Source organism: Vibrio sp. 2017_1457_13, from assembly GCF_030851525.1.
Lineage (GTDB): Bacteria > Pseudomonadota > Gammaproteobacteria > Enterobacterales > Vibrionaceae > Vibrio > Vibrio metschnikovii.
This window is the reverse complement of record NZ_VHTA01000002.1, coordinates 271,914-292,952: the sequence shown is the minus strand read 5'-3', so window position 1 is coordinate 292,952 and position 21,039 is coordinate 271,914. Positions and strand designations below refer to the sequence as shown.

Annotated in this window: 20 protein-coding genes; 12 read left to right on the top strand and 8 right to left on the bottom strand. The window is 44.1% G+C overall.

What is annotated here, in order from left to right; all coding sequences use genetic code 11:
• The first annotated feature begins 152 nt into the window (after nucleotides 1–152).
• Complete coding sequence (locus FKN88_RS03805) at nucleotides 153–1,007, top strand: MIP/aquaporin family protein (protein WP_004396682.1); 855 nt, start codon at nucleotides 153–155, stop codon at nucleotides 1,005–1,007.
• A gap of 50 nt (nucleotides 1,008–1,057) precedes the next feature.
• Nucleotides 1,058–2,578, top strand: a complete 1,521-nt coding sequence (gene glpK / locus FKN88_RS03800; RefSeq protein ID WP_154171206.1) for a glycerol kinase GlpK — start codon at nucleotides 1,058–1,060, stop codon at nucleotides 2,576–2,578.
• A gap of 104 nt (nucleotides 2,579–2,682) precedes the next feature.
• Here glpK and FKN88_RS03795 read toward each other — a convergent pair whose 3' ends face one another.
• Both FKN88_RS03795 and FKN88_RS03790 read right to left on the bottom strand, forming a co-directional pair.
• Complete coding sequence (locus FKN88_RS03795) at nucleotides 2,683–2,934, bottom strand: YgjV family protein (RefSeq protein WP_072670703.1); 252 nt, start codon at nucleotides 2,932–2,934, stop codon at nucleotides 2,683–2,685.
• 327 nt (nucleotides 2,935–3,261) lie between these two features.
• On the bottom strand, nucleotides 3,262–3,585 hold the full coding sequence (locus FKN88_RS03790) for a DUF496 family protein (RefSeq protein WP_072670702.1): 324 nt from the start codon (nucleotides 3,583–3,585) through the stop codon (nucleotides 3,262–3,264).
• Nucleotides 3,586–3,975: 390 nt separating this feature from the next.
• On the opposite strand from FKN88_RS03790, the gene FKN88_RS03785 reads away from it, so the two are divergent.
• From FKN88_RS03785 to FKN88_RS03765, 5 genes are read left to right on the top strand one after another with little or no spacing between them, the layout of a single operon-like run.
• Nucleotides 3,976–4,179, top strand: coding sequence for a hypothetical protein (locus tag FKN88_RS03785; RefSeq protein ID WP_040905109.1), 204 nt, complete (start codon nucleotides 3,976–3,978; stop codon nucleotides 4,177–4,179).
• Between the two features lie 42 nt (nucleotides 4,180–4,221).
• Nucleotides 4,222–4,854 carry a YceH family protein gene (locus FKN88_RS03780; RefSeq protein ID WP_306687242.1) on the top strand — a complete coding sequence of 211 codons (633 nt, stop codon included), beginning with the start codon at nucleotides 4,222–4,224 and terminating at the stop codon, nucleotides 4,852–4,854.
• A gap of 2 nt (nucleotides 4,855–4,856) precedes the next feature.
• Entirely contained in the window at nucleotides 4,857–5,138 is a 282-nt protein-coding gene (locus FKN88_RS03775; protein ID WP_154171205.1) for a GIY-YIG nuclease family protein, read from the top strand.
• Nucleotides 5,139–5,188: 50 nt separating this feature from the next.
• On the top strand, nucleotides 5,189–6,286 hold the full coding sequence (locus tag FKN88_RS03770) for a substrate-binding domain-containing protein (RefSeq protein WP_154171204.1): 1,098 nt from the start codon (nucleotides 5,189–5,191) through the stop codon (nucleotides 6,284–6,286).
• A 57-nt stretch (nucleotides 6,287–6,343) separates the two neighbouring features.
• Entirely contained in the window at nucleotides 6,344–8,875 is a 2,532-nt protein-coding gene (locus tag FKN88_RS03765; protein WP_306687270.1) for a LuxQ periplasmic sensor domain-containing protein, read from the top strand.
• A gap of 63 nt (nucleotides 8,876–8,938) precedes the next feature.
• Here FKN88_RS03765 and FKN88_RS03760 read toward each other — a convergent pair whose 3' ends face one another.
• Nucleotides 8,939–9,463 carry a hypothetical protein gene (locus FKN88_RS03760; protein ID WP_040905104.1) on the bottom strand — a complete coding sequence of 175 codons (525 nt, stop codon included), beginning with the start codon at nucleotides 9,461–9,463 and terminating at the stop codon, nucleotides 8,939–8,941.
• Nucleotides 9,464–9,652: 189 nt separating this feature from the next.
• Between FKN88_RS03760 and modA the strand changes: the two genes are divergently transcribed.
• From modA to modC, 3 genes are read left to right on the top strand one after another with little or no spacing between them, the layout of a single operon-like run.
• The gene (modA, locus tag FKN88_RS03755; RefSeq protein ID WP_154171203.1) at nucleotides 9,653–10,435 is read left to right on the top strand and encodes a molybdate ABC transporter substrate-binding protein; all 783 of its coding nucleotides are present in this window, start codon (nucleotides 9,653–9,655) and stop codon (nucleotides 10,433–10,435) included.
• Entirely contained in the window at nucleotides 10,416–11,114 is a 699-nt protein-coding gene (gene modB / locus FKN88_RS03750) for a molybdate ABC transporter permease subunit (RefSeq protein WP_050782752.1), read from the top strand. Before modA ends, modB begins: the two co-directional genes overlap by 20 nt.
• Entirely contained in the window at nucleotides 11,114–12,226 is a 1,113-nt protein-coding gene (gene modC / locus FKN88_RS03745) for a molybdenum ABC transporter ATP-binding protein ModC (RefSeq protein WP_306687241.1), read from the top strand. The genes modB and modC overlap by 1 nt, the downstream gene beginning before the upstream one ends.
• A 60-nt stretch (nucleotides 12,227–12,286) precedes the next feature.
• On the opposite strand, the gene FKN88_RS03740 is transcribed toward modC, so the two are convergent.
• The 3 genes from FKN88_RS03740 to yccS all read right to left on the bottom strand — a co-directional run bounded on the left by FKN88_RS03740 (nucleotide 12,287) and on the right by yccS (nucleotide 16,219).
• On the bottom strand, nucleotides 12,287–13,546 hold the full coding sequence (locus tag FKN88_RS03740) for a hydroxymethylglutaryl-CoA reductase (RefSeq protein WP_004396671.1): 1,260 nt from the start codon (nucleotides 13,544–13,546) through the stop codon (nucleotides 12,287–12,289).
• A gap of 133 nt (nucleotides 13,547–13,679) precedes the next feature.
• Nucleotides 13,680–13,973, bottom strand: coding sequence for a hypothetical protein (locus FKN88_RS03735; protein WP_004396670.1), 294 nt, complete (start codon nucleotides 13,971–13,973; stop codon nucleotides 13,680–13,682).
• A gap of 92 nt (nucleotides 13,974–14,065) precedes the next feature.
• Entirely contained in the window at nucleotides 14,066–16,219 is a 2,154-nt protein-coding gene (gene yccS / locus FKN88_RS03730) for a YccS family putative transporter (RefSeq protein ID WP_158137239.1), read from the bottom strand.
• 184 nt (nucleotides 16,220–16,403) lie between these two features.
• Between yccS and helD the strand changes: the two genes are divergently transcribed.
• On the top strand, nucleotides 16,404–18,467 hold the full coding sequence (gene helD, locus FKN88_RS03725; RefSeq protein ID WP_154171202.1) for a DNA helicase IV: 2,064 nt from the start codon (nucleotides 16,404–16,406) through the stop codon (nucleotides 18,465–18,467).
• Nucleotides 18,468–18,480: 13 nt separating this feature from the next.
• Nucleotides 18,481–19,098, top strand: coding sequence for a bifunctional nicotinamidase/pyrazinamidase (gene pncA / locus FKN88_RS03720; RefSeq protein WP_004396667.1), 618 nt, complete (start codon nucleotides 18,481–18,483; stop codon nucleotides 19,096–19,098).
• Nucleotides 19,099–19,207: 109 nt separating this feature from the next.
• Here the strand turns inward: pncA and FKN88_RS03715 are convergent, their stop codons facing one another.
• Both FKN88_RS03715 and FKN88_RS03710 read right to left on the bottom strand, forming a co-directional pair.
• The gene (locus tag FKN88_RS03715; protein ID WP_004396666.1) at nucleotides 19,208–19,663 is read right to left on the bottom strand and encodes a methylglyoxal synthase; all 456 of its coding nucleotides are present in this window, start codon (nucleotides 19,661–19,663) and stop codon (nucleotides 19,208–19,210) included.
• Between the two features lie 185 nt (nucleotides 19,664–19,848).
• Complete coding sequence (locus FKN88_RS03710; RefSeq protein WP_004396665.1) at nucleotides 19,849–20,937, bottom strand: calcium:proton antiporter; 1,089 nt, start codon at nucleotides 20,935–20,937, stop codon at nucleotides 19,849–19,851.
• Nucleotides 20,938–21,039: the final 102 nt, after the last annotated feature.

The window sequence follows — 21,039 nt, the reverse complement described above, 5'->3', positions numbered from 1 at the left end:
CAAAAATTACTCTTATTGATTACAAAATTGTGTTCGAACGCTCATTTGTGAGGTTTTTTCATTTTCGAAGTGATCTTTTTGTGCGAGATTTTGCCCCGTATCACCCTATGACGGTGTGCAATAACGGTGTAAACGGAAAAGGACACTTACTTATGGCTCGAACAAAACAACAGACTCTTTTAGGAGAGTGTATCGCAGAGTTTATCGGCACAGGATTGCTGATATTTTTTGGCGTAGGCTGTGTCGCTGCGCTAGTACTGACTGGAGCTCAATTTGGTCAGTGGGAAATTAGTATTATCTGGGGACTTGGGGTCGCCATTGCTATTTATTGTACCGCAGGTGTTTCTGGTGCACACATTAATCCAGCGGTAACCATCGCTTTAGCTGCGTTTCATGGTTTTGATAAAGCGAAAGTGTTGCCCTACATTATCGCACAACTGCTCGGTGCATTCTGCTCTGCGGCGCTCGTTTACGGCTTGTACAGCAACCTTTTTGTCGATTATGAAATCGCCCACAATTTTGTCCGTAGCAGTGAAGCTGGTTTAGCCACCGCAGGGATTTTCTCGACCTATTCTCATCCTTCTCTTTCTTTTCTAGGAGCGATATCGGTTGAATTTGTGATCACCGCCGTGCTGATGTTTGTCATTCTCGCACTCGGTGATGAGAATAATGGTGCGCATCGCAACGCGATGAACCCGCTATTAATTGGTATTTTGATTGCGGTGATTGGTGGCTCGCTTGGCCCACTGACTGGTTTTGCGATGAACCCAGCTCGTGATTTTGGACCTAAATTATTTGCTTATTTTGCTGGTTGGGATTATGCCCTAACGGGTGCGAAAGAGATCCCATACTTTATTGTGCCGATTATTGCGCCGATTGCTGGAGCTTGTTTTGGTGCATGGGCTTACCCTAAATTTATCGCTGCTTACCTGCCAACTGAAGGAACGGGCTGTACCATACCTAATCAATGCGATGTGGTAGAAGATAACGAACAAGCACATGTTTAACGTGCATAATTTATTAACCCATTTATTAGAACGTGAATAAGGAATAGACCATGACTGAGCAAAAATATGTGGTTGCATTGGATCAAGGTACAACCAGCTCAAGGGCAGTCGTGCTTGACCATGATGCCAATATCGTCAGTGTTTCTCAGCGTGAATTTACTCAGATTTATCCACAAGCGGGCTGGGTAGAGCATGACCCAATGGAAATTTATGCTACACAAAGTTCGACATTGATCGAGGTGCTTGGTAAATCAGGTATCCGTAGTGATGAAATTGCTGCCATTGGTATTACTAACCAGCGTGAAACGACGATTGTTTGGAACAAAGAAACGGGCAAACCAGTTTACAATGCGATTGTGTGGCAATGTCGCCGCACCGCTGAAATTTGTGAGCAACTAAAATTGCGTGAAGGGCTGGAAGCGTATGTGCGTGAGAACACAGGCCTATTGCTTGATCCTTACTTTTCAGGCACCAAGGTCAAATGGATTTTAGATAATGTTCCAGGGGCTCGTGAAGACGCACAAGCGGGTAAACTGCTGTTCGGTACCGTAGATACGTGGTTAGTCTGGAAGATGACTCAAGGCCGTGTTCATGTTACGGATTACACCAACGCTTCTCGGACTATGCTATTTAATATCAACAACTTACACTGGGATGAAAAAATCCTCAAAGAGTTTGATATTCCATTAAGCATGATGCCTGAAGTGAAATCTTCTTCAGAAGTGTATGGCCAAACTAACATTGGTGGTAAAGGTGGAACCCGTATTCCTATCGCGGGGATTGCCGGAGATCAACAGGCGGCGCTTTACGGTCAAATGTGTGTCGAAGCGGGGCAAGCAAAAAACACTTATGGTACGGGCTGCTTTTTGTTGATGAATACCGGCAAAGAAAAAGTGACTTCAAAAAATGGTCTTTTGACGACGTTAGCCTGTGGGCCGAAAGGTGAACCAAGTTATGCGCTCGAAGGTGCGGTATTCATGGGGGGCGCATCGATTCAGTGGTTACGCGATGAACTAAAATTAATTTCCGATGCTCACGATTCAGAATACTTTGCCACTAAAGTCGATACTGCCAATGGCGTTTATGTGGTTCCTGCCTTTACTGGGCTAGGTGCGCCTTATTGGGATGCTTACGCTCGCGGTACTATTGTCGGTTTAACACGCGGTGTTAACTCGAACCATATCATTCGAGCCACATTAGAGAGCATTGCTTACCAGACGCGAGATGTTTTGGATGCCATGCAGGCTGATTCAGGGATTAAGTTAGCGGCACTGCGCGTTGATGGCGGAGCTGTCGCCAATAACTTTTTGATGCAGTTCCAATCAGATGTGTTAGATACCGAAGTTCATCGTCCTAAAGTGACCGAGGTGACCGCGTTGGGTGCGGCTTATTTAGCCGGTATCGCGGTTGGTTTCTGGGATAGTTTGGATGAGCTGAAAAATAAATCAGAAATTGATCGCTCCTTTATGCCACACCACGATGAAGAAAAACGTCAACGTCGTTATAAAGGTTGGAAACGTGCGGTGAAGTGCGCTCAATCATGGGCCGCTGAGCATCACGAAGAGGACTAAAGCGATATCGTTGATGGATAAACTAGCCTAAAACTAGTGAAGATAAACCACGCGTTCGGAGTCTATTATTGTTTCGACGCGTGGTTTTTAATTGGTTACAGAGTTTAAGCGGCGTTCTGTACGCCTTCACTCTTTTTTGCTTGTTGCATCCGAGCTAAAAAGTACACATTAACACAAGCGATGAAGGCGTTAGTTGCGACCACTGGCCAAGCATCGATCATCAGTCCATAGCCGACAAATAAGCTACAACCAATAAAGTTAAGCACGCGAAGTTTTACGATGTCTTTCATCGTTAGGGAAATAGCCACCATGATAGAGGCTGCATAGCCCATAATATCAACCATATTCATATCCATTATTTGTGTGATCCTCTTGCTGTTGGCCCAAGCCGGGTCAGTCGCGCTACGCTGATTTTCACGATGAAAAATGAACAACGCTTTACCGATAATGGCTGGATTAATTTAACTAACTCAAACTATAGCAATGGTGAATGTGTGATAACACCCTCAAAAATAGCTTCGGAGAAGGTTAGCGATTACGCAAACGATTAATGCTAATAATAGTTTTGTTATTACATATTTTGTTGATTATTGAATTGATGGCAAAAGAAAGTCCGCTGGGTAGCGGACTTGCATCGCGGCGAATAAATCTCATGTTTATTCAGCTTGCTCATATAAAATCAATTACTTTTTAGCGCCACCTTGAGTCATGAGCTTATCTTGTTCCGTTAACTCGCGGATTCGGCGGCTAATATCACGACGCTCTTTAGAAATTTCAGCACTTTTAATGATATGATCATCGACGCGATCTTCGTAGTCAGACTTCATGTTTTTCACAATCTCAATGATCTCTTCTTGAGTCATATCCGGTTTGATGTAATCGACTAAGTTTTCCAGTAAATCTACACGTTTACGGTTATCGCGAACCTTTTTCTCGTTATCGAGTAGTTCACGCTTTAGTTTGTTCTTACGACGAGCCAAGCTCACAATTTCAAATACGCTGTTCATAGATCCCTTTCCTATAATGAGTGCCACTATCTACCCAGGCGATATCAAGACGCTAAATTCAGCGTGGTACGAATGCGTTGCCTCTTGAGGTAACGTGGGCAGAGAAATTAAAACACATTGCAAAGGCGCATAACAGACCTAAGATCAAACCTCTCTCAGTATTGGCTAAGAAATCACCAATAAATGGCCAGGGCGTAGATTTTATTGTATTGGGGCTTGTATTGTTTACTTGAAATACGCTATACCCTTCCTACTTAAAGCGGTAACCAGCGGTATTTGCTCGGTTTCATGGATTATCTCAGCGTATGGGGATAGAGTACGCCTATTGCTCTCGCTGGTCTCCGTTATTGAGTTACTTATCTTTGCCTTAACGTATAACAGGACAATACTTTGCCACTCAGTTTTTCAGACATTGTCATTCCTAAACCACCTGCGTCACACCATGAAAGTAAAGCACATCAACAGCTTCGCCAAGCTTATCTTCATGAAAGAGAACAGTTATTAGCCAGTGAGATTGAGTTAAACCGCTCGAAGGTGATCGTGATTGATGAGCAAGGAAGAGTCATACGATTGAGTTTGATGCTTGAACACTAATTGACTGTACAAGGTACAGATTCTAACTAGAAGGAAATTAACATGCATAGCGAACTGTCTGCTTTAGAAGCACGAGTCATTGGTTGTCTGATCGAAAAAGAGATCACGACGCCAGAATATTATCCATTAACACTGAACAGTTTGGTGACCGCTTGTAATCAAAAAAGTAATCGCGATCCCGTGTTGAATTTGTCTGAGGCACAGGTGCAAGATACGGTTGAAGTGCTGATTGCCCGTCGCCTTGTTAGTGATGAAAGTAGTTTTAATCGTCGTACACCTAAATATCAGCATCGTTTTTGTAATACAGAGTTTGGCGATTTAAAACTCAATAGCCAAGAATTAGCGGTTATCTGCTGTTTACTGTTGCGTGGTCCACAAACGCCGGGGGAATTGCGCACTCGTACCAACCGTTTGTGCCATTTTAATGATGTGAAAGAAACCGAAAGTATTTTAGATCAGTTATTAGAGCGCGGTTTGGTGGTTAAGTTAGCTCGCGAACCCGGGAAACGAGAATCGCGTTATCACCATTTGTTTTGCGGTGAAGTCGATACGCACAGTGTCGCGGCGAGCACAGAGACGGAGTTACCATCATCACGTATTGATGAACTTGAGCAACAAGTGGCGATGTTACGTCATGAAGTGGCTGAATTACGTGCGTTGATCGCTAATCATTAAGTATGTCAGTGCCCCTGCAACACTCAGATTGGTGGGTCTATTTGATCCGAACATCGAAAAATGCACTATATTGTGGAATAACAACCGATATCGATCGGCGTTTTATTCAACATCAACAAGGATGTGGCGCTAAAGCTTTGCGTGGTAAAGGTCCGCTCAGCTTAGCGTGGCAGCATTGTGTTGGGCCGAGCAAAAGTCAAGCTCTGCAATTAGAATGCCGGATCAAACGCCTGAGCAAAGCGCAAAAAGAGCGTCTCGTGAGTGGGGAATTTGATCTTTTTTGATAATAGGTTTGCAAATCATCGGAATGAAACCATAAGGAATGACAAGTGGGATGAAAAAAAGACTGCTGATTGTGTTACTGAGTTGGTTTCCTATGGCCGTGTTCGCTAATCCCTCACAACTGCTGAGTGATTACTGGTCCTATCAAGCGTTTTTAGAGGCACATCCCGAGCAACAGACATTAACCGATTTATTGGCGAAAAGTGTCCAGACTCGAGCCGAACCACTACCTCTAGCTCTAGCTCAAACTCGCCCAGTCACGATTTCAGTCATCTATCCCGGTCAGCAAGTGTCGGACTATTGGTCTCGTAATATTAAAGCGTTTGAAGCTCGTATGCATGAGCTTGGCATTACCTATCAATTACACCAAGTTTTTACTCGACCTAGCTTAGATGCCCGTCAGCAAAGTATCTCCTTAATGGAAGCGATGCAAAATAAAACCGATTATCTGATTTTTACCTTAGATACCATGCGCCATCGAAAATTTATTGATCATCTACTGCATACTTCTGAGACAAAAGTCATTTTACAAAATATCACCACGCCCATTCGTGATTGGCAAGGTCGTCAGCCTTTATTGTATGTTGGGTTTGACCATGAAATTGGCGCTCAGCATTTGGCTGAGTTTTACCAACGCAAGCTGCCACAAGGCGCAGATTATGGGGTGTTATATTTTTCAGAAGGTTACATCAGTGAAGCGCGTGGAGACAGTTTTATCCATAATGTCAAACACCGTTTTCATTTAGCCTCGTCTTACTACACCACCGCCACGATGGAGAGCGGCTATCAAGCGACGCTCGATATCGTTAGTAATAATCCTCAAATTACCTTTCTCTATGCTTGTTCGACCGATATTGCGCTTGGAGCAGCACAAGCCTTGCGAGAACTTGAACGTGAAGATATCTATCTCAATGGCTGGGGGGGAGGTTCGGCAGAGCTTGAGGCATTGCAAGATGGCCGATTAGCGGTCACCGTCATGCGTATGAATGACGATACGGGCATTGCGATGGCAGAAGCCATCAAACGAGATCTGGCTGGTTTGCCAGTGCCACTGGTTTACTCTGGTGAATTTGAACTGGTGACTCAAAATACCACCATTGAACACATTGAACGACTCAAACAACGTGCGTTTCGATATTCTGATCGCTAATCATGACGGGAGATAATTGCAGTGCCAAGACCCATCGTGGCTGATAAAAAAAGGCATATGGCCACCCTGATTAGCCGAGCCATCGTGATGGCATTGAGCGTGTTAACGCTCGGTATTTTATTTCATACTTATCAAGTTAGTAGCCGATTAATTACGCAAGAAGTGATACGGACCACCAATCAAACGGCGAATTTGATCCAGAATATATTTAATTCTCGTCTGACTATTTTAAAAATTCATCAAGACAGCAGTGCGAAAAATGCCACTTTAGTTCATGCCTTACATGGCCACTTAACTAATGAGCTTGAACAGTATTTTCTCAGTGTTGATCGCAGTGATATCAGCCATATGGCGGACTTTCGGTTTATCGCTAATGTTACTCAACCGATCTGGGATGATGGTAATGCCCAGTTTTATGGTTTAACTGACAACACGTTTATCCATATCATTGAACAAGTCGCGTTTAGCCATGATTGGCACTTAATCACTACGCGATCTTTAATTGGCGATGTGTATCTTTTGGTTCGCCGTACGCCGATTATTGATACCGTGAGTGGTGAATCCCTAGGTTTTTTATACATCAGTGTGGTGCTGAACAATAATGTTACCTTAGTGGAGAACTTACGTGAGCGCAGTGACTCACAGCAACTGGTACTTGCTGCGGGAGGTGATGTTTTAGCCTCGACATTGACAGGGACAGAAGCTTATCAAGTGGATGAGGTGGTCAAAGAAGGCGAAGAAGGTTACGACATCCATGGCAAGTATGTGGTTAGTCGCACGCCATTAACTTTAGCCGGAGCGCCAACCGTTCTCACGGTATACGCTGTGCAGAGTAACCAAAATGCGCTCGCTCTACGTAATAATTACTTATTTTGGATGTTTGCTGTCGTTGCGGCGATCGCTTTTGTTTTCATTATTGTTCGTTGGTGGCTACAACGTAAAATTGAAAACGAAATGACGCGCTTAATGTCTTATACCCATCAAGTGGTTGAGCTACGTGAAGGTGCCTATTTCCCTGGTTCTCAAATTGTTGAGTTTGATCACTTTGGGCGCACGTTAGAAAGCACCTTTCATCAACTGGCCGAACAAGAAAAACAGTTTGAGGATCTCTTTAATTTTTCGTTATCGCCGACGCTATTGTGGACGGCCCAGGGCGGTTTGATTCGTATGAATCCGTCGGCTGAGGCTTATTTCTTGAGCCATTATTCTCAACAGCATTCTCTTTTTGCCCGCGTTAAGCCTCAGTTGATTATCGCGGTTCAGCAAGCGGCACAAGGTAATATTGTCAAAGCGCTCAAAACAGAGTTCGATGGTAAAACCATTCTATGGGAATTATCACCGATCATATTGGATGAGCGGATTGTTTCGATCATTACTCAAGGACAAGATATCACGTCGATGGTGGAAGCGGAGCAGCAAAGTCGCCTTGCTCGTGAACAAGCGGAAGAGTCCGCTCGATTACGGGCTGATTTTCTCGCCAAAATGAGCCATGAATTACGGACGCCGTTAAACGGTATTTTAGGCGCTTCTCAATTATTAAAACAAAATTCGCTCACTCAGGAGCAGCAAGAGTTAGTCAATGTATTGTGCAGCAGCGGTGAGCATCTGCTCGCTGTTTTGAATGATATCCTTGATTTTTCAAAAATTGAGCAGGGAAAATTTCTGATCCAAAATAGTGATTTCCCAGTCGTAGCTATGGTTTCAGCGATTCGGCGTATCTATAACCCTTTATGCAAAGAGAAGGGACTTGAGTTGATGATTGAGTGCGCGATTGAACCGGAAATTCGCTTACACAGCGATCAAATACGCTTAAATCAGATTTTATTCAATTTACTCAGTAATGCCGTTAAGTTTACTCATCAGGGGTCGATTTGCATTAAATTAGCGCTTATTCAACAAGGCGGCATCGATAAGTTAATGATTAGCATAGAAGATACGGGGATCGGGATTGCGGCGACGGATTTACAGCGTATTTTTGACCCTTTTGTACAAGCAGAATCGACCACGACTCGGGAATACGGAGGCAGTGGTTTAGGCTTATCGATAGTCAGCAGTTTAGTTGAATTATTGCATGGTGAGATCACGGTAAAATCAGAGGTTGGTTATGGTACGCGCTTTGATTTGCTGTTTCCTATTCGTATTGTCGTGAATGAGGAATTGAGCGACGCCGAACAGACTAATACGGATCGCTATCAATTATTTACTCAGCCTATACGCGCATTATTGGTAGAGGATAACCGTACGAATGCTTTTATTTTACAAGCATTTTGTCAGAAATATTCAATACAGGTCGATTGGGTGAGTGATGGTTTACAAGCCATCGAGCGGGTAAAGGAACAAGATTACGATCTGATTTTTATGGACAATCAGTTACCGTATTTGGGGGGCATTGATACCGCACGAATCATTCGGCATGAGATGAAACTGTCATTACCGATCTATGCCTGTACGGCCGATGGCTTGCTAGAGACACAACAAGCCTTCATTGAGGCCGGAGCCGAATACGTATTAGTGAAGCCGCTCAAAGAAGAGATGTTTTATCAAGCGCTGTGCTTTTTTAAACAACAACGTGCTAATTCAGAGCGCTGATAGTTTTGGAACGATCAGCGCTCAAGTCGATCTTATGCAGGGGAGATTTGTTGTGCTAACCCATTAAAAATGGAAGCGAACCCCCATACCAATTTGCGGTCCCCAAATACCAGCATTGCGGACTTCAGCCGTTAATGCCATTTGTTGGGTTGAGTGGAAGCGGATGCCCGCGATAAATATCGAGTTATCTTCATTACGGCCAATACGCAGATGCCCTTCTAAGGTTTCAGTTAACCAAACACGGGTACCGACGTTGAGCTCGATCATCATATCGTTTTTATTGCCTTCTTCACGACTGCCTCGTGTGCTGTGGACGAGCATTTGTCCATAGATATCGGCAAAAGGATTAATTGGACCATTGAACCCCATTCCGACGGCGGCATCCCAATCGCCCTCAAAACGCGAATCGACTCGGCCAATGAGGTGCGAATTTTCGGTAAAATAGGTATTAAACTCTCCCCCGAATGACTCGGGGTTTAATGCCGTTCTGATTTCAAAAAAGTTGTAGTTAAAATTGTTGGCGAAAGCAGCATGAGAGGTCAGTGTTGCCAACAATAAAAGAAGGCTGCTAGAGAGTCTTGTGAGCATGAAATATTCATCCTAAGAAGAAGAAAGCGTAAAGATACAATAATCGTATGCGAATTACAGGCCATTTCAGTAAATTAATCAATCTTCTATTCAGACTTTGCTGGTAAAATAGGCGCAAAATGAGCGGTTAACCAAAGTTCGAACTTTGCTTAACCCGTTTTGGTCGCCATTTAGGGAAGCGATATCACTATGTTCAAAGGTTTAAAACGTGCGTTTTCATTATTGCTACTGTCATTCAGTCCATCATTGTTTGCTCAAGAGACGCTTCATTTGTATGCTGCTTCATCGATGACCAACGCCGTCAACGAATTGATTAAGCACTATCAGGCGAGCCATACCACAAGGGTCGTGCCGGTCTTTGGTGGATCTTCTTCTTTGGCCCGACAAATTGAGCGCGGTGCGCCTGCGGATCTGTTTTTGGCAGCGAGCGATGACTGGGCACGGTATCTGATCGATAAGCAAGATATCGGTCCTGAGCATGTAACTTTAATTGCAGGTAACCGTGTGGTGTTGATCCAGCCTGCTACGGCTTCCTCTGCACCATTTGATGTCGCTGACTCGCAGCAATGGCTACAGCGATTAGCTAAAAGTCGTTTGGCGGTTGGTAATACGGAGGCCGTACCTATTGGTATTTATGCTCAGCAGGTACTGGACGCACTGGATGTTTGGGATGACGTTCGACCTCATTTGGCTCCGACCAATAATGCCCGTTCAGCACTGGCTCTCGTGGAGCGTGGTGAGGTCGCATTAGGTATGGTTTATCAAACGGATGCTCAATCGACGGATAAAGTCACGACCTTAACCGTGTTTGATGACAGCTTACACGATATGATTCATTATCCTTTGCTAAGACTGAGTGATAAATCCAGTAATCAAACTTTTATTGATTACGTCACGTCACCGGTTGGAAAATCGATATTGGCTCGTTACGGTTTTACGACAGACATGGAGCATGAACAGTTTGCTCAGTGATTATGAATGGCTTGCTCTGCAACTCAGTCTGAAAGTCGCTACTTATACCATTATTTGGTTGTTACCGATTGGTATTATCCTTGCTTGGGTATTGGCGAGAAAAACTTTCATTGGTAAAGGTCTCCTCGACAGTCTTATTCACCTCCCGTTGGTACTACCCCCGATTGTGGTGGGCTATCTATTGTTAATTACTATGGGCAAACAAGGCGTCATTGGTCGCTGGTTAGAGACATGGCTCGGTGTGTCTTTTAGCTTTAGCTGGCGTGGAGCCGTACTCGCTTGTTTTGTGATTTCTTTACCTTTAATGGTCAGAGCGATTCGTTTGAGTATTGAAATGGTTGATCCTCGGCTTGAGCAAGCCGCGCGCACATTAGGGGCGTCGCCGCTGAAAGTTTTTTTTACTATCACCTTACCGCTGACTTTACCTGGGATTATTACCGGCACTATGCTCTCTTTTGCGCGCAGTCTCGGTGAGTTTGGTGCGACGATCAGTTTTGTCTCGAACATTCCGGGAGAAACACAAACCCTACCATTAGCGATGTTCAATTTTCTTGAGACTCCTGGCTCAGAAATGGAAGCGGCGCGTTTGTGTATTATTTCGATTGTGATTGCCTTGGTGTCGCTGTTTTTTTCTGAATGGTTGAATCGGCGTATGCGTCGTCGGTTGGGGATGAAGTAATGACTGACATCCATCTAAAAGTAAAAAAGCAGCTTGGTTGTATGCAGGTTGATGTCGATTTGCACTTACCCAGCCGTGGTGTCAGTGCCATCTTTGGGCGTTCAGGTGCTGGAAAAACGACGTTAATTAACTTGTTTAGTGGGTTAGAACAACCAGATTCCGGTTATATAAAAACAGCGAATCGAGTGTTATTTGATTCTGAGCAAGGGATTAATATTCCTATTGAGCGGCGTCGAATTGGCTATGTTTTTCAAGAGGCGAGACTTTTTCCTCATTATCGGGTGCGTGGTAACCTGACTTATGGTGTATCGGTGGCTGACGATGACTATTTTACGTCGATAGTGAGTTTGTTAGGTTTAAATGCGTTATTGGAACGTTATCCGCATGATTTATCGGGGGGGGAAAAACAGCGAGTCGCGATGGGGCGGGCTTTATTATCCAAACCAGACTTATTGTTGATGGATGAGCCTCTGGCTTCGTTAGATTTACCTCGCAAGAGAGAAGTCATGCCTTTTTTAGAGCGCCTTGGTCAGCAGATCAACATTCCCATCTTGTATGTGACTCACAGCATGAGTGAGATTTTGCGTTTAGCGGATCACCTAGTGTTATTAGATCAAGGACGAGAACTGATATCGGGACCGATTGAGCAGGTATGGTCCTCCTCGTTGATGCGTCCATGGCAATCGTTTAGTGAACAAAGTACTTTGTTATTGGGCAAGGTTACTCATCATCGTCTCGATTATGGGCTGAGCTATGTCTCTTTGAGTCAGGATGTTGGTTTATGGGTACAGCAAATTGAAGATGCGGTAGAGGGGCAGAGAGTTCGTTTGCAAATCCGTGCTACTGATGTGTCAGTGACGCGACAGTTTCCTCAAGCGACCTCAATTCGCAATATTTTACCAGTCAGAATCACACGTATCGAGCATCTCCAGCAAGGAGAAGGACGCAAAAGTGTTGCTTTGCAATTAACGATCGGCGATGACTGTTGGCTATGGTCAACCATCACCGAATGGGCGTTACAAGAGCTAGGTTTACACGTTGGTATGCAGGTTTATGCCCAGATTAAAGGGGTGAGTGTTACCCAGCGAGATATTGTGGTAACTCATCCCTAGGTGACACTGAGTTCAAGCTGCGTTAGGAAAGGGAAGGGTAACCTTCCCTTTATGGATGGATCAGCGCGCAAGTTTATGGTGGGCTCTTGAAAAATGCCCTGCGCTGAAAGCCCCAGCAATCGATAGCTCTCCTGCTAAACATAAACCTGCCACCACTTCGGCTAAGGCTCGTGCGTTACCGCTTCCCGTTAGCCCAAGTAGTGCTAAGCACGCTTTTTGGCTAGGCAGTGAGGTGCCACCACCGACGGTGCCGACCATCAAGTTCGGTAACGTAACACAAGCGTACAATCCGCCTTGTGAGTTGAGCTCCATCCGCGTTATTCCCACGGCAGATTCCGCCACACAAGCCGGGTCTTGACCACAAGCAATAGAGAAAGCGGTGAGAGCATTTGCATAATGTGCATTGATGCCAACGCTACCGCTCAGTACTCCTCCAATCGTAGTCATTTCGGCAAATTTCACCATCGTTTCAGGAGTGGTATGCAGGTATTTTTTGATCAGTTCCGCGGAGAGATGCACTTCCGCGGTGACTTTTTTACCGCGTACATGACGTAAAACATGGCTATTGGCTTTTTTATCACCCGATAAATTGCCATCCAAAAAAGCATGTCGCGGCTTAATAGGAGAATGATGGACGATAAATTCAAAGACAGCGTTAGTGGCGATGGTCACCATATTTTGCCCGCAGGCATCGCCGGTTAGGTAATCAAACACCAGATAAACGTGGTTACCTTCCATGGTGACGTTAATATCATGCAGTTGACCGTGGGCGGTCGTTGCCTGAGCAAGCTGTTTAAAATGCTCATACTGTGTGGTTACCCAAGCGATAAATTGCCCGGCTTGCGCAAGATGATCAAAAGCAAAGACTGGAGTACGCGTAACGCCTTCATTTAATAGCATCACGCTGGTTCCGCCAGCGGCGGTGATCAATTTACATCCTCGATGATAAGAAGCAACTAACGCAGCTTCAGTCGTCGCTAAAGGGATCAAAAAGTCGTCGTTCGCATGCAGTCCATTGACTCGTAGCGGACCGGCCATACCAACAGGGACTTTTACGGTGCCGATAAAATATTCAATATTTTTACTGTAATGAGTGAGATCACGCTGAGTCTGGTCGTCCCATAATTGTGCCTGTGCTTCAGGTTGGTTAAGGGCTTGCCAACGTTTTTCTACATGGTGTGGGGTCATTTTTGAGCTTGCGATCAGCGTCTTGCTCGCTGGCTCAAAATGCGGTGCTAAGGCATCTTGTAATGAATCAGCAGATGAAAGCGCAGAGAAAGCGTGACTTTCTCCGCACGATGGCAGAGTAAATTTGGGCATAGAGATCACAATTAAAATTTTTCGAGCATTGTACTGAGCGAATCAGCAAACTCAATAACTAGTCATCGGTGCTGACAATTTATGGTAGTCAATGGCATCAGTTGATGATGACTGATTATCGCTGAGCGAGGGATTATACACGAACATCCAGTAAGCTACCGATCATCTCTTGTTCACGTTGAATGACGCTTGCTCCAACACGATTGTATTGTTGAGCTTGGTTGAGATTCATTAATGCGTTAACCGTATCAGGCTTTTTGCTTGGGGGAGTGGGTTTCTCTTCAAGAGAATTGCGCTGCAAAGCAGGGTCTTGCGATGCGCGAGAAGTGTGGATTTGAGCCTGTTGAATTTCATGCGCCGCTTCGCCAGCCATTTTTGATGACTGCTGAAGAATAGGATAACCAGAAGAGACGGCAGAGACAGACATAATACTTCCTCGCTGTTTTTTTAAGCATACTCTGGTCCGTCTTGGAGTGCAACTTTATCCCATCGCGGGTGAGTCGTGGTTGCTATTCACTATCAATGCACTCGGACGGCAAATTTACTCGCCAGAGAATGCAGTTCTGGAAACATTCGATAAATAAGATATAGCTGCTGTAGCACCATACGTGCAGAGCTATCATCCTCTTCTCGCCATTCAGAAAGCCGTTTCTCCAAGCCAATATTGTCGATATCGCTGGTATCACACTGTTCACAATGGGTAAATAATTGCTGATACAACACTTCAAGATGTTGATGAATAACTCGATGGGCATCGAGCACTAATTGATGGATGCTTTCATCATCGATTCGAGTGCGGTGTGCGCCGAGCGCTGATATATAACTCAGTAATGCATGATTAAGGGTTAAAAAACGAAAGCTTTCATCGGTTGCAGATCGATACTTTCCCGGTTCTGCGAGCATATTACTGACCGCGGCAGCAAGCGCAGCATCCTGATTATGGGCATCACGTCGTGCAATCCGATAACTCAGACTGTCCTTTTTACCGATACGATATTGACCAATGATTTGCGCTAAATATTGTTTATTGGCTTGGACGGCTTCGGCCATGACCTTATGTAGCCGTTTTGACTGCCAGTCTGGAAAAATAAACACCACCGCGGCAACAGCAAGAGCACAGCCAATCAGGGTGTCAGCTAAACGTGGTAGTACCACTGCGTAACCGGCACCGAGCTGGTTGAAACAAAACAGCACTAATAAGGTAATAAATCCGGTCGCGTAACCGTAGTTATTGAGACGAAAAGCGAAAAACATCACGCCGGAAATCACAATAAATGCTAACTGGCTCTCTTGTGAGGGAAAAAGTGTTAGGAGAGGAACGCCAATCAATAACCCCGCGAGGGTGCCAATAATACGGGAAACCAGCTTTTGCCGTGTTGCCGCGTAGTTAGGCTGACAAACAAATAAGGTGGTTAATAATATCCAGTATCCACGGTCTAAATCCAATCCTTGTAAAATCCCATAGCCAGCGGTGAGAGCGATAGACATACGAACGGCATGACGAAACAGTAATGAGTCGCGATGAAAGTTGGCTTGAATTCGTTGCCACATGGCCTTTATAGAGTGTGCTTCCGTATCATGTAAGACATCATCTTCGGTCTTTTGCACATCGGGATTACTGACGTTACTGAGCTGTTTTTCAACCGTAGCAAGATTATTAAACAAATAGCTGAGCTGAGCTAATAATTGCTTCCACTCTAACTGTTGTTGCTCTTGTAAGTATGTCAAAGAGAGCTGTAATTCGTCTAAGGCGATGATCGAATCACTACGGTGCTGATAGCGTTGGCCGAGCTGAATAGAGAGAGCGATATCGTGGCAGGCTTGCGCTTGAGCTTGCAACAAATGCTTAAAACGAAACAGCACATCACTACGTGCGAAAGACTCTGCGAGCTCTTGGTAGCGATAATGGGTCGAACTGGCTCTCTCGTGGATATCTTGCGCCACAAAGTACAGACCAAGGAAACGGTCACTGGCACCATCCACATGCCCTCGTTTTGAGCGGGCAAGCAAGGTCGCTTTGCATTGGTTCAGCGCGTTAACGGTTGCTCCATTTAAATTGGCTTCATTAATTCGATGTGGCTGGGGGGCTAAATTGGAGACAGGATAAAATAACTCGGCTTTAGCCTCAAAATAGTGGCCGAGTTGAACAAATACGTTGGCTAAACTTTGTTGGACAGGTTGCATTGGCCAAAATGCGTGCCACAGCATTGACAGAAGGTAATACCATGCGCTGCCCGTCAGTAATAGTAACGGTTGGAACCAAAGGTTCGTACTTTGGTCGGCACCGAGCATGGCGTAAATGGCGATCAATAAAGAGCCGAAGGCAATACTGGCGTAACGAGTACCGATGGCACCCAGCATGATAAAAGTGAAGGTTGAAATAAAGAGTCCAATCGCAAATAGCCACGGTGTATCAAATAAAATTTCGATAGAGAAGGCGGCTATCGCAAAACAAATAAAGGTCAGGACGATCGATTTTAAGCGGCCAGTAAATTTATCGTCTTGCTCTGCTAAGGCGGCGGCAATGACCCCAAGGATCAGGGGGGTTATCCAAGTGTTAACTTGATAGTGCCAAGCGGGAATGACAACACCTAAGAGCGTGATCAGGATCAGTAGGCAGTAATTAATGGTTTTGTTTGCCCAATAAAGGCGAAGTAAATGAAGTCGCTGCACAGTGAGATTCGATGTCAAACCTTAAAACACACAGTTTAGCAGAACTTTACGCTAACATTCTGATCAAGAATAATAAAAGTATCATTCTGTCTTAGTGAGTTGTTGATTATTGACATTAATTTTTCATTGCTATTGATGATTGAGTTATGATGTAGGTCGATAAAATCGAGAGGAATCGCCGAAAATGCAGCTAAGTGCAACCCAAACTGCACAATTTTTTATTGCTAATGAATATCACCATGTTGGCTTAGAAAATCAGCGTTTGGTGCTTTCTTCGTTGCACAGTGAAGAGCGGATTCCTTTTACCGTTTGGAACGGACAAGTGAAGGTGCGACGCGGGATTTTGTGGGCGGAGTTACGATTTTTTGCTCATCCAGAGCAAGATACGCAACGCGTTTGGGTTGTACAAGGTTTGCCTTGGCCACAAGCTCGACAGTTTGCGCATCATATTGTCAACGTCTATCAACAATGGCTTGATCAGCAATGTCAGCAATTGAGATTACATTTACCTCAATGGCAGCAAAAACTGCACCATTTACAACATTTGCCAGCTTTTTTACCGCATTCGCCGCTAGAGGAATGGATCAATCACGTTTTTGCTGATCTAACCGCGATGAACATGAGTTTAGAAGAAGCCATCAAACATTTACCTCATGCGATGGAGCCATTAGTACCTTGGTTACTGACTCCCGATCAAGCCTTACAAGCCCGCAATCAAGCTTGGTTAGACATTGAGCGTCAAAATTGGACGGTTCTTTTTTCACAACTTGAATCCTCTCCGCTTAATGTATCTCAGCAGCAAGCGGTGTTGATCAATGATGATCATAACTTGGTGCTTGCTGGTGCGGGTTCAGGTAAAACCAGTGTGCTCACGGCTCGAGTGGCTTATTTGTTACAGAGCCACTTAGCGCAAGCGGATGAACTATTGTTGGTGGCTTTTGGCAAAGACGCCGCGAATGAAATGGATCAGCGTTTAAAAAGTAAGATTGGTCTTGCCGCCGATAAGATTCGTGTTAACACCTTTCATCAACTAGGGTTGTCGATCATTAACCAAGTGGAAAATCAATCCGTCGTGATTTCGCCGTTAGCATTGGATGATAAGCTGAAAAAAGCATGGTGTACGGACTGGTTAAAGCGCCACTGGATGACACCTACCAACTTTAAGCGTTGGCAGAAACATTTGGCGCAGTGGCCGATTGCTTATCTAGTCGGTGATGATGAGCTAGGCAGCCACGTTGAAAACCCTAAATTGATCGCATGGTTGGAAAAGCAACTCGATCAACTTGCCCAATTGGGCACGACGAAAAAAGCGATTCAGCAATACATCATTGATCATGTTGATTATCCTCGCTTGAACAGTGAGCTTGCTTTATGTTGGCCTTGCTACCAAGCATGGCAGCAAATGCTGAAAGATGAGCAGCAGATCGATTTTAATATCATGATCAGCCAAGCAACGGATTATGTACGCAAAGGCAAATTTTCTGTGCCTTGGAAATTCATCATGATTGATGAATATCAAGACATTTCACCTGCTCGTTTGGCGTTGATACAAGCGTTGTGTGAACAGGGGCCTAATCATCCTAATTTATTTGCCGTCGGGGATGATTGGCAGTCGATTTATCAATTTGCGGGGTCGGATGTTCACTTAACCACGGAATTTGCAGCGCGTTTTCCGCAATCGACCATTCATCATCTTGATACGACTTATCGTTTTAACGATCAAATTGGTTTGGTTGCCAATCAGTTTGTGCAGAAAAATCCTCATCAGTTACCCAAGACGCTAAATAGTTTTAAGTCACAGAAGCAGCGAGCGGTTGTCCTGTGTGCCAGTAATCAAATTGAAAAAATACTCGATAAACTTAATCGTCAGGCTAAAGTGCCGAAACAGGTGTTGTTATTAGGTCGTAACCATTATCATCAACCAGAGCATCTGGCAGAATGGCAACGGCGATATGCCTCACTGCAAATTGAGTTTATGACCTGTCATGCGAGTAAAGGCAAAGAGGCCGATTTTGTTATTATCTTAGCGGTTAATGAAGGGCAGTTTCCCGCGCGAGTGAAAGCCCGTCATTTAGATAGCGCCTTGACCCAATCTAAAGTGGATTTTCCATTTGCAGAAGAGCGCCGTCTATTTTATGTCGCCATGACCCGAGCCAAAGAGAAAGTCTGGATAACTTACAGCGGTAATGGCTCTTGTTTTATCCAAGAGTTGCTCACTGAGGGATATCCAGTCAGTAAATCGATATGAATAAAGGAATAGTATGTATAAGGCTTTGATTTTAGTAGATGTGCAAAATGATTTTGCGTCCGATGGTGCTTTGCCTGTCCCTGAAGGGCAGAGTGTCGTCCCAGTGATTAACTTATTAATGCCTCATTTTGATCATGTGATTGCCACTAAAGATTGGCATCCTGCAGGGCATGCGAGCTTTGCTTCTACTCAAGGTAAAACACCCGGAGAAGTTATCATGCTCTCTGGCATTGAACAGATATTATGGCCGGATCATTGTGTACAAAATACCGCCGGATCGGAGTTTATCGCAGGCCTTAATCTCGATGCTATCGAACATATTATCTACAAAGGGACTCATCTTGATATCGATAGCTACAGTGGTTTTTTTGATAACCAACGTCGCCATGCAACAGGATTAGCCGAGTATTTACAGCAACATGCGATCAGCGATGTGTACATTGCCGGACTGGCTACAGATTACTGCGTGAAATTTACTGCGTTGGATGCTGTGTCATTAGGATTTAAAACTTGGGTCATTAAAGATGCTTGTCGAGGCGTTAATCTATCACAAGGTGATATTGATAACGCTTGGCAAGCGATGGAAGAGGCCGGTTGCAGAGTGATTTTATCGCAGCAGGCGATGGTCTGAGTCGGTATTGAGGCGTGATAACACGCCTCTTCTCTTACGGCCATCATTCATCGATCACACGAAAGTATTTAAAGATCCATCGTCGCTTATCGATATGGAGTGAAGTGCATTACGTTCTATCAGCAAGATAGGCCTGATAATCAGGGATTTCAATCTCGACTTCTTGCTCCATGAGTATGGAATTAAAAAGAAATTTTGCTGTGGCGCGGTTAGTGGCTACAGGAATATTCCACACACTCGCAATGCGCAATAAAGCTTTAACGTCTGGATCATGCGGTACAGAGTTAAGCGGATCCCAAAAGAAAATCAAGGCATCAATTTTCCCCTCGGCAATTTTAGCGCCTAATTGCTGATCGCCGCCCATTGGCCCGCTAATCATGCTGGTAATCGCTAATCCGGTTTCTTTATTGAGCATATGCCCAGTCGTGCCCGTTGCGTACAGTTCATGTTTTTCAAGCTTAGACTGGTTTTCAACCACCCAACGTAGTAGCTCACCTTTGTAGTTATCATGAGCGACTAAAGCGACGTGCTTTTTCGCCGCCATGATCCGCGTTGTTTTTTTCATTATGCTTCTTTCCTAATCGGTAGAGGGTCAGAGTTAAATAACCAAAACTATACGCTTATTCAATGACTTTACGATAAAAACTCGAACTGACGCTTACTATGTGTACTCTTTAACCGGTTTTATTCAGCTTTGATCTCAACTCCTCCAGCAATACGGCCGTAGGCCAATGATGGAGGAGGAAAGCGTTAGTCGAAAATCAGTACAATATAGATAAAGAACAAAAATAAGTGAGTGACTCCATTAAGGATATTTGTTTTTCCATGTCTGAAGCTAATACTTGCGACCATTAAACTTGCGATCAACAGAATCATTTGTGCGGGCTCTAAACCTAATATAATCGGTTCCCCAATCATATTAGAGATAACAATGACCGCTGGTACGGTAAGTGATATTGTTGCCAATATCGATCCAAAGAATAAATTCATGGCTCTTTGTAACTGATTATTCAAAGAAGCTTTTATCGCCCCCACACCTTCAGGAGCGAGTACTAACAATGCCACGACTAGCCCACCTAATGCAGCCGGTGCTCCTAAGTGTCCAATACTTGCATCAATAGGTATAGCAATACTCTTGGCAAGAAAAATAACCACAATCAAATAGCCAAATAATAATAAAAAGTGATAAGTATTGCTGCCTAGAATACTATGATGTTCATCGGTATGATCGTTATCTTCATCGATAAAGAAGTAACTATGGCTTTTTGTTTGAACATACAAAAATATGCCATAAAGAATAATAGAGATAACCACCAAAGCCGAAGCAAGGATGAAGGACATTTCACCAAACTCATTCTTACTGGTAAAATTGGGTAGTATTAAACATAAAATAGTTAAGGGAACAATAGCCACTAAATAAGAATTAATGCCTTGAATATTATATTTCTGTATATGATATTTATGGCCCCCAATCAGTAATGCTATACCGACTAAGCCGTTTAGTATCGACATGATGACAGCAAACATGGTGTCTCTGGCTAATACGGGGTTCGAGTCTCCAGTAAGCATCACCGATGAAATCATGATCACTTCTAAGGAAATCACCGATAACGTTAATATCAAAGTGCCTAACGGGTCGCCAAGATTAATTGCTAATGCATCAGAGTGTTTTACAACACCAAAGATAGACAACATAACAATAATAAATAGAAAACCAGCGGCAGACCAATACAAAACGCTACTGCTAGAACCTAATAAAAGATCATTACCGATCGTTTTGAAAAACAGGACGGTCAATAATCCTATAAATAATACCCATTCATTACGGATGAATTTCATTGTACACTCCTCATGTAGGGTTATAAGTTGAGATGATATTATTTATAACAGGTATATGAGGTGCAGACCAAGCAGTAAAACTACTCATAATAAAAATGAGTA

Excerpts from the sequence above, each read along its gene's own strand:
- glpK (WP_154171206.1), top strand. The coding sequence starts at position 1,058 with ATGACTGAGCAAAAATATGTGGTTGCATTGGATCAAGGTACAACCAGC.
- FKN88_RS03765 (WP_306687270.1), top strand. The coding sequence starts at position 6,344 with ATGGCCACCCTGATTAGCCGAGCCATCGTGATGGCATTGAGCGTGTTA.
- FKN88_RS03710 (WP_004396665.1), bottom strand. The coding sequence starts at position 20,937 with ATGAAATTCATCCGTAATGAATGGGTATTATTTATAGGATTATTGACC.
- FKN88_RS03715 (WP_004396666.1), bottom strand. The coding sequence starts at position 19,663 with ATGAAAAAAACAACGCGGATCATGGCGGCGAAAAAGCACGTCGCTTTA.
- FKN88_RS03780 (WP_306687242.1), top strand. The coding sequence starts at position 4,222 with ATGCATAGCGAACTGTCTGCTTTAGAAGCACGAGTCATTGGTTGTCTG.
- FKN88_RS03795 (WP_072670703.1), bottom strand. The coding sequence starts at position 2,934 with ATGGATATGAATATGGTTGATATTATGGGCTATGCAGCCTCTATCATG.
- FKN88_RS03775 (WP_154171205.1), top strand. The coding sequence starts at position 4,857 with ATGTCAGTGCCCCTGCAACACTCAGATTGGTGGGTCTATTTGATCCGA.
- FKN88_RS03790 (WP_072670702.1), bottom strand. The coding sequence starts at position 3,585 with ATGAACAGCGTATTTGAAATTGTGAGCTTGGCTCGTCGTAAGAACAAA.
- FKN88_RS03770 (WP_154171204.1), top strand. The coding sequence starts at position 5,189 with ATGAAAAAAAGACTGCTGATTGTGTTACTGAGTTGGTTTCCTATGGCC.
- helD (WP_154171202.1), top strand. The coding sequence starts at position 16,404 with ATGCAGCTAAGTGCAACCCAAACTGCACAATTTTTTATTGCTAATGAA.
- modB (WP_050782752.1), top strand. The coding sequence starts at position 10,416 with ATGAACAGTTTGCTCAGTGATTATGAATGGCTTGCTCTGCAACTCAGT.
- modA (WP_154171203.1), top strand. The coding sequence starts at position 9,653 with ATGTTCAAAGGTTTAAAACGTGCGTTTTCATTATTGCTACTGTCATTC.
- FKN88_RS03805 (WP_004396682.1), top strand. The coding sequence starts at position 153 with ATGGCTCGAACAAAACAACAGACTCTTTTAGGAGAGTGTATCGCAGAG.
- FKN88_RS03740 (WP_004396671.1), bottom strand. The coding sequence starts at position 13,546 with ATGCCCAAATTTACTCTGCCATCGTGCGGAGAAAGTCACGCTTTCTCT.
- FKN88_RS03760 (WP_040905104.1), bottom strand. The coding sequence starts at position 9,463 with ATGCTCACAAGACTCTCTAGCAGCCTTCTTTTATTGTTGGCAACACTG.
- pncA (WP_004396667.1), top strand. The coding sequence starts at position 18,481 with ATGTATAAGGCTTTGATTTTAGTAGATGTGCAAAATGATTTTGCGTCC.
- modC (WP_306687241.1), top strand. The coding sequence starts at position 11,114 with ATGACTGACATCCATCTAAAAGTAAAAAAGCAGCTTGGTTGTATGCAG.
- FKN88_RS03735 (WP_004396670.1), bottom strand. The coding sequence starts at position 13,973 with ATGTCTGTCTCTGCCGTCTCTTCTGGTTATCCTATTCTTCAGCAGTCA.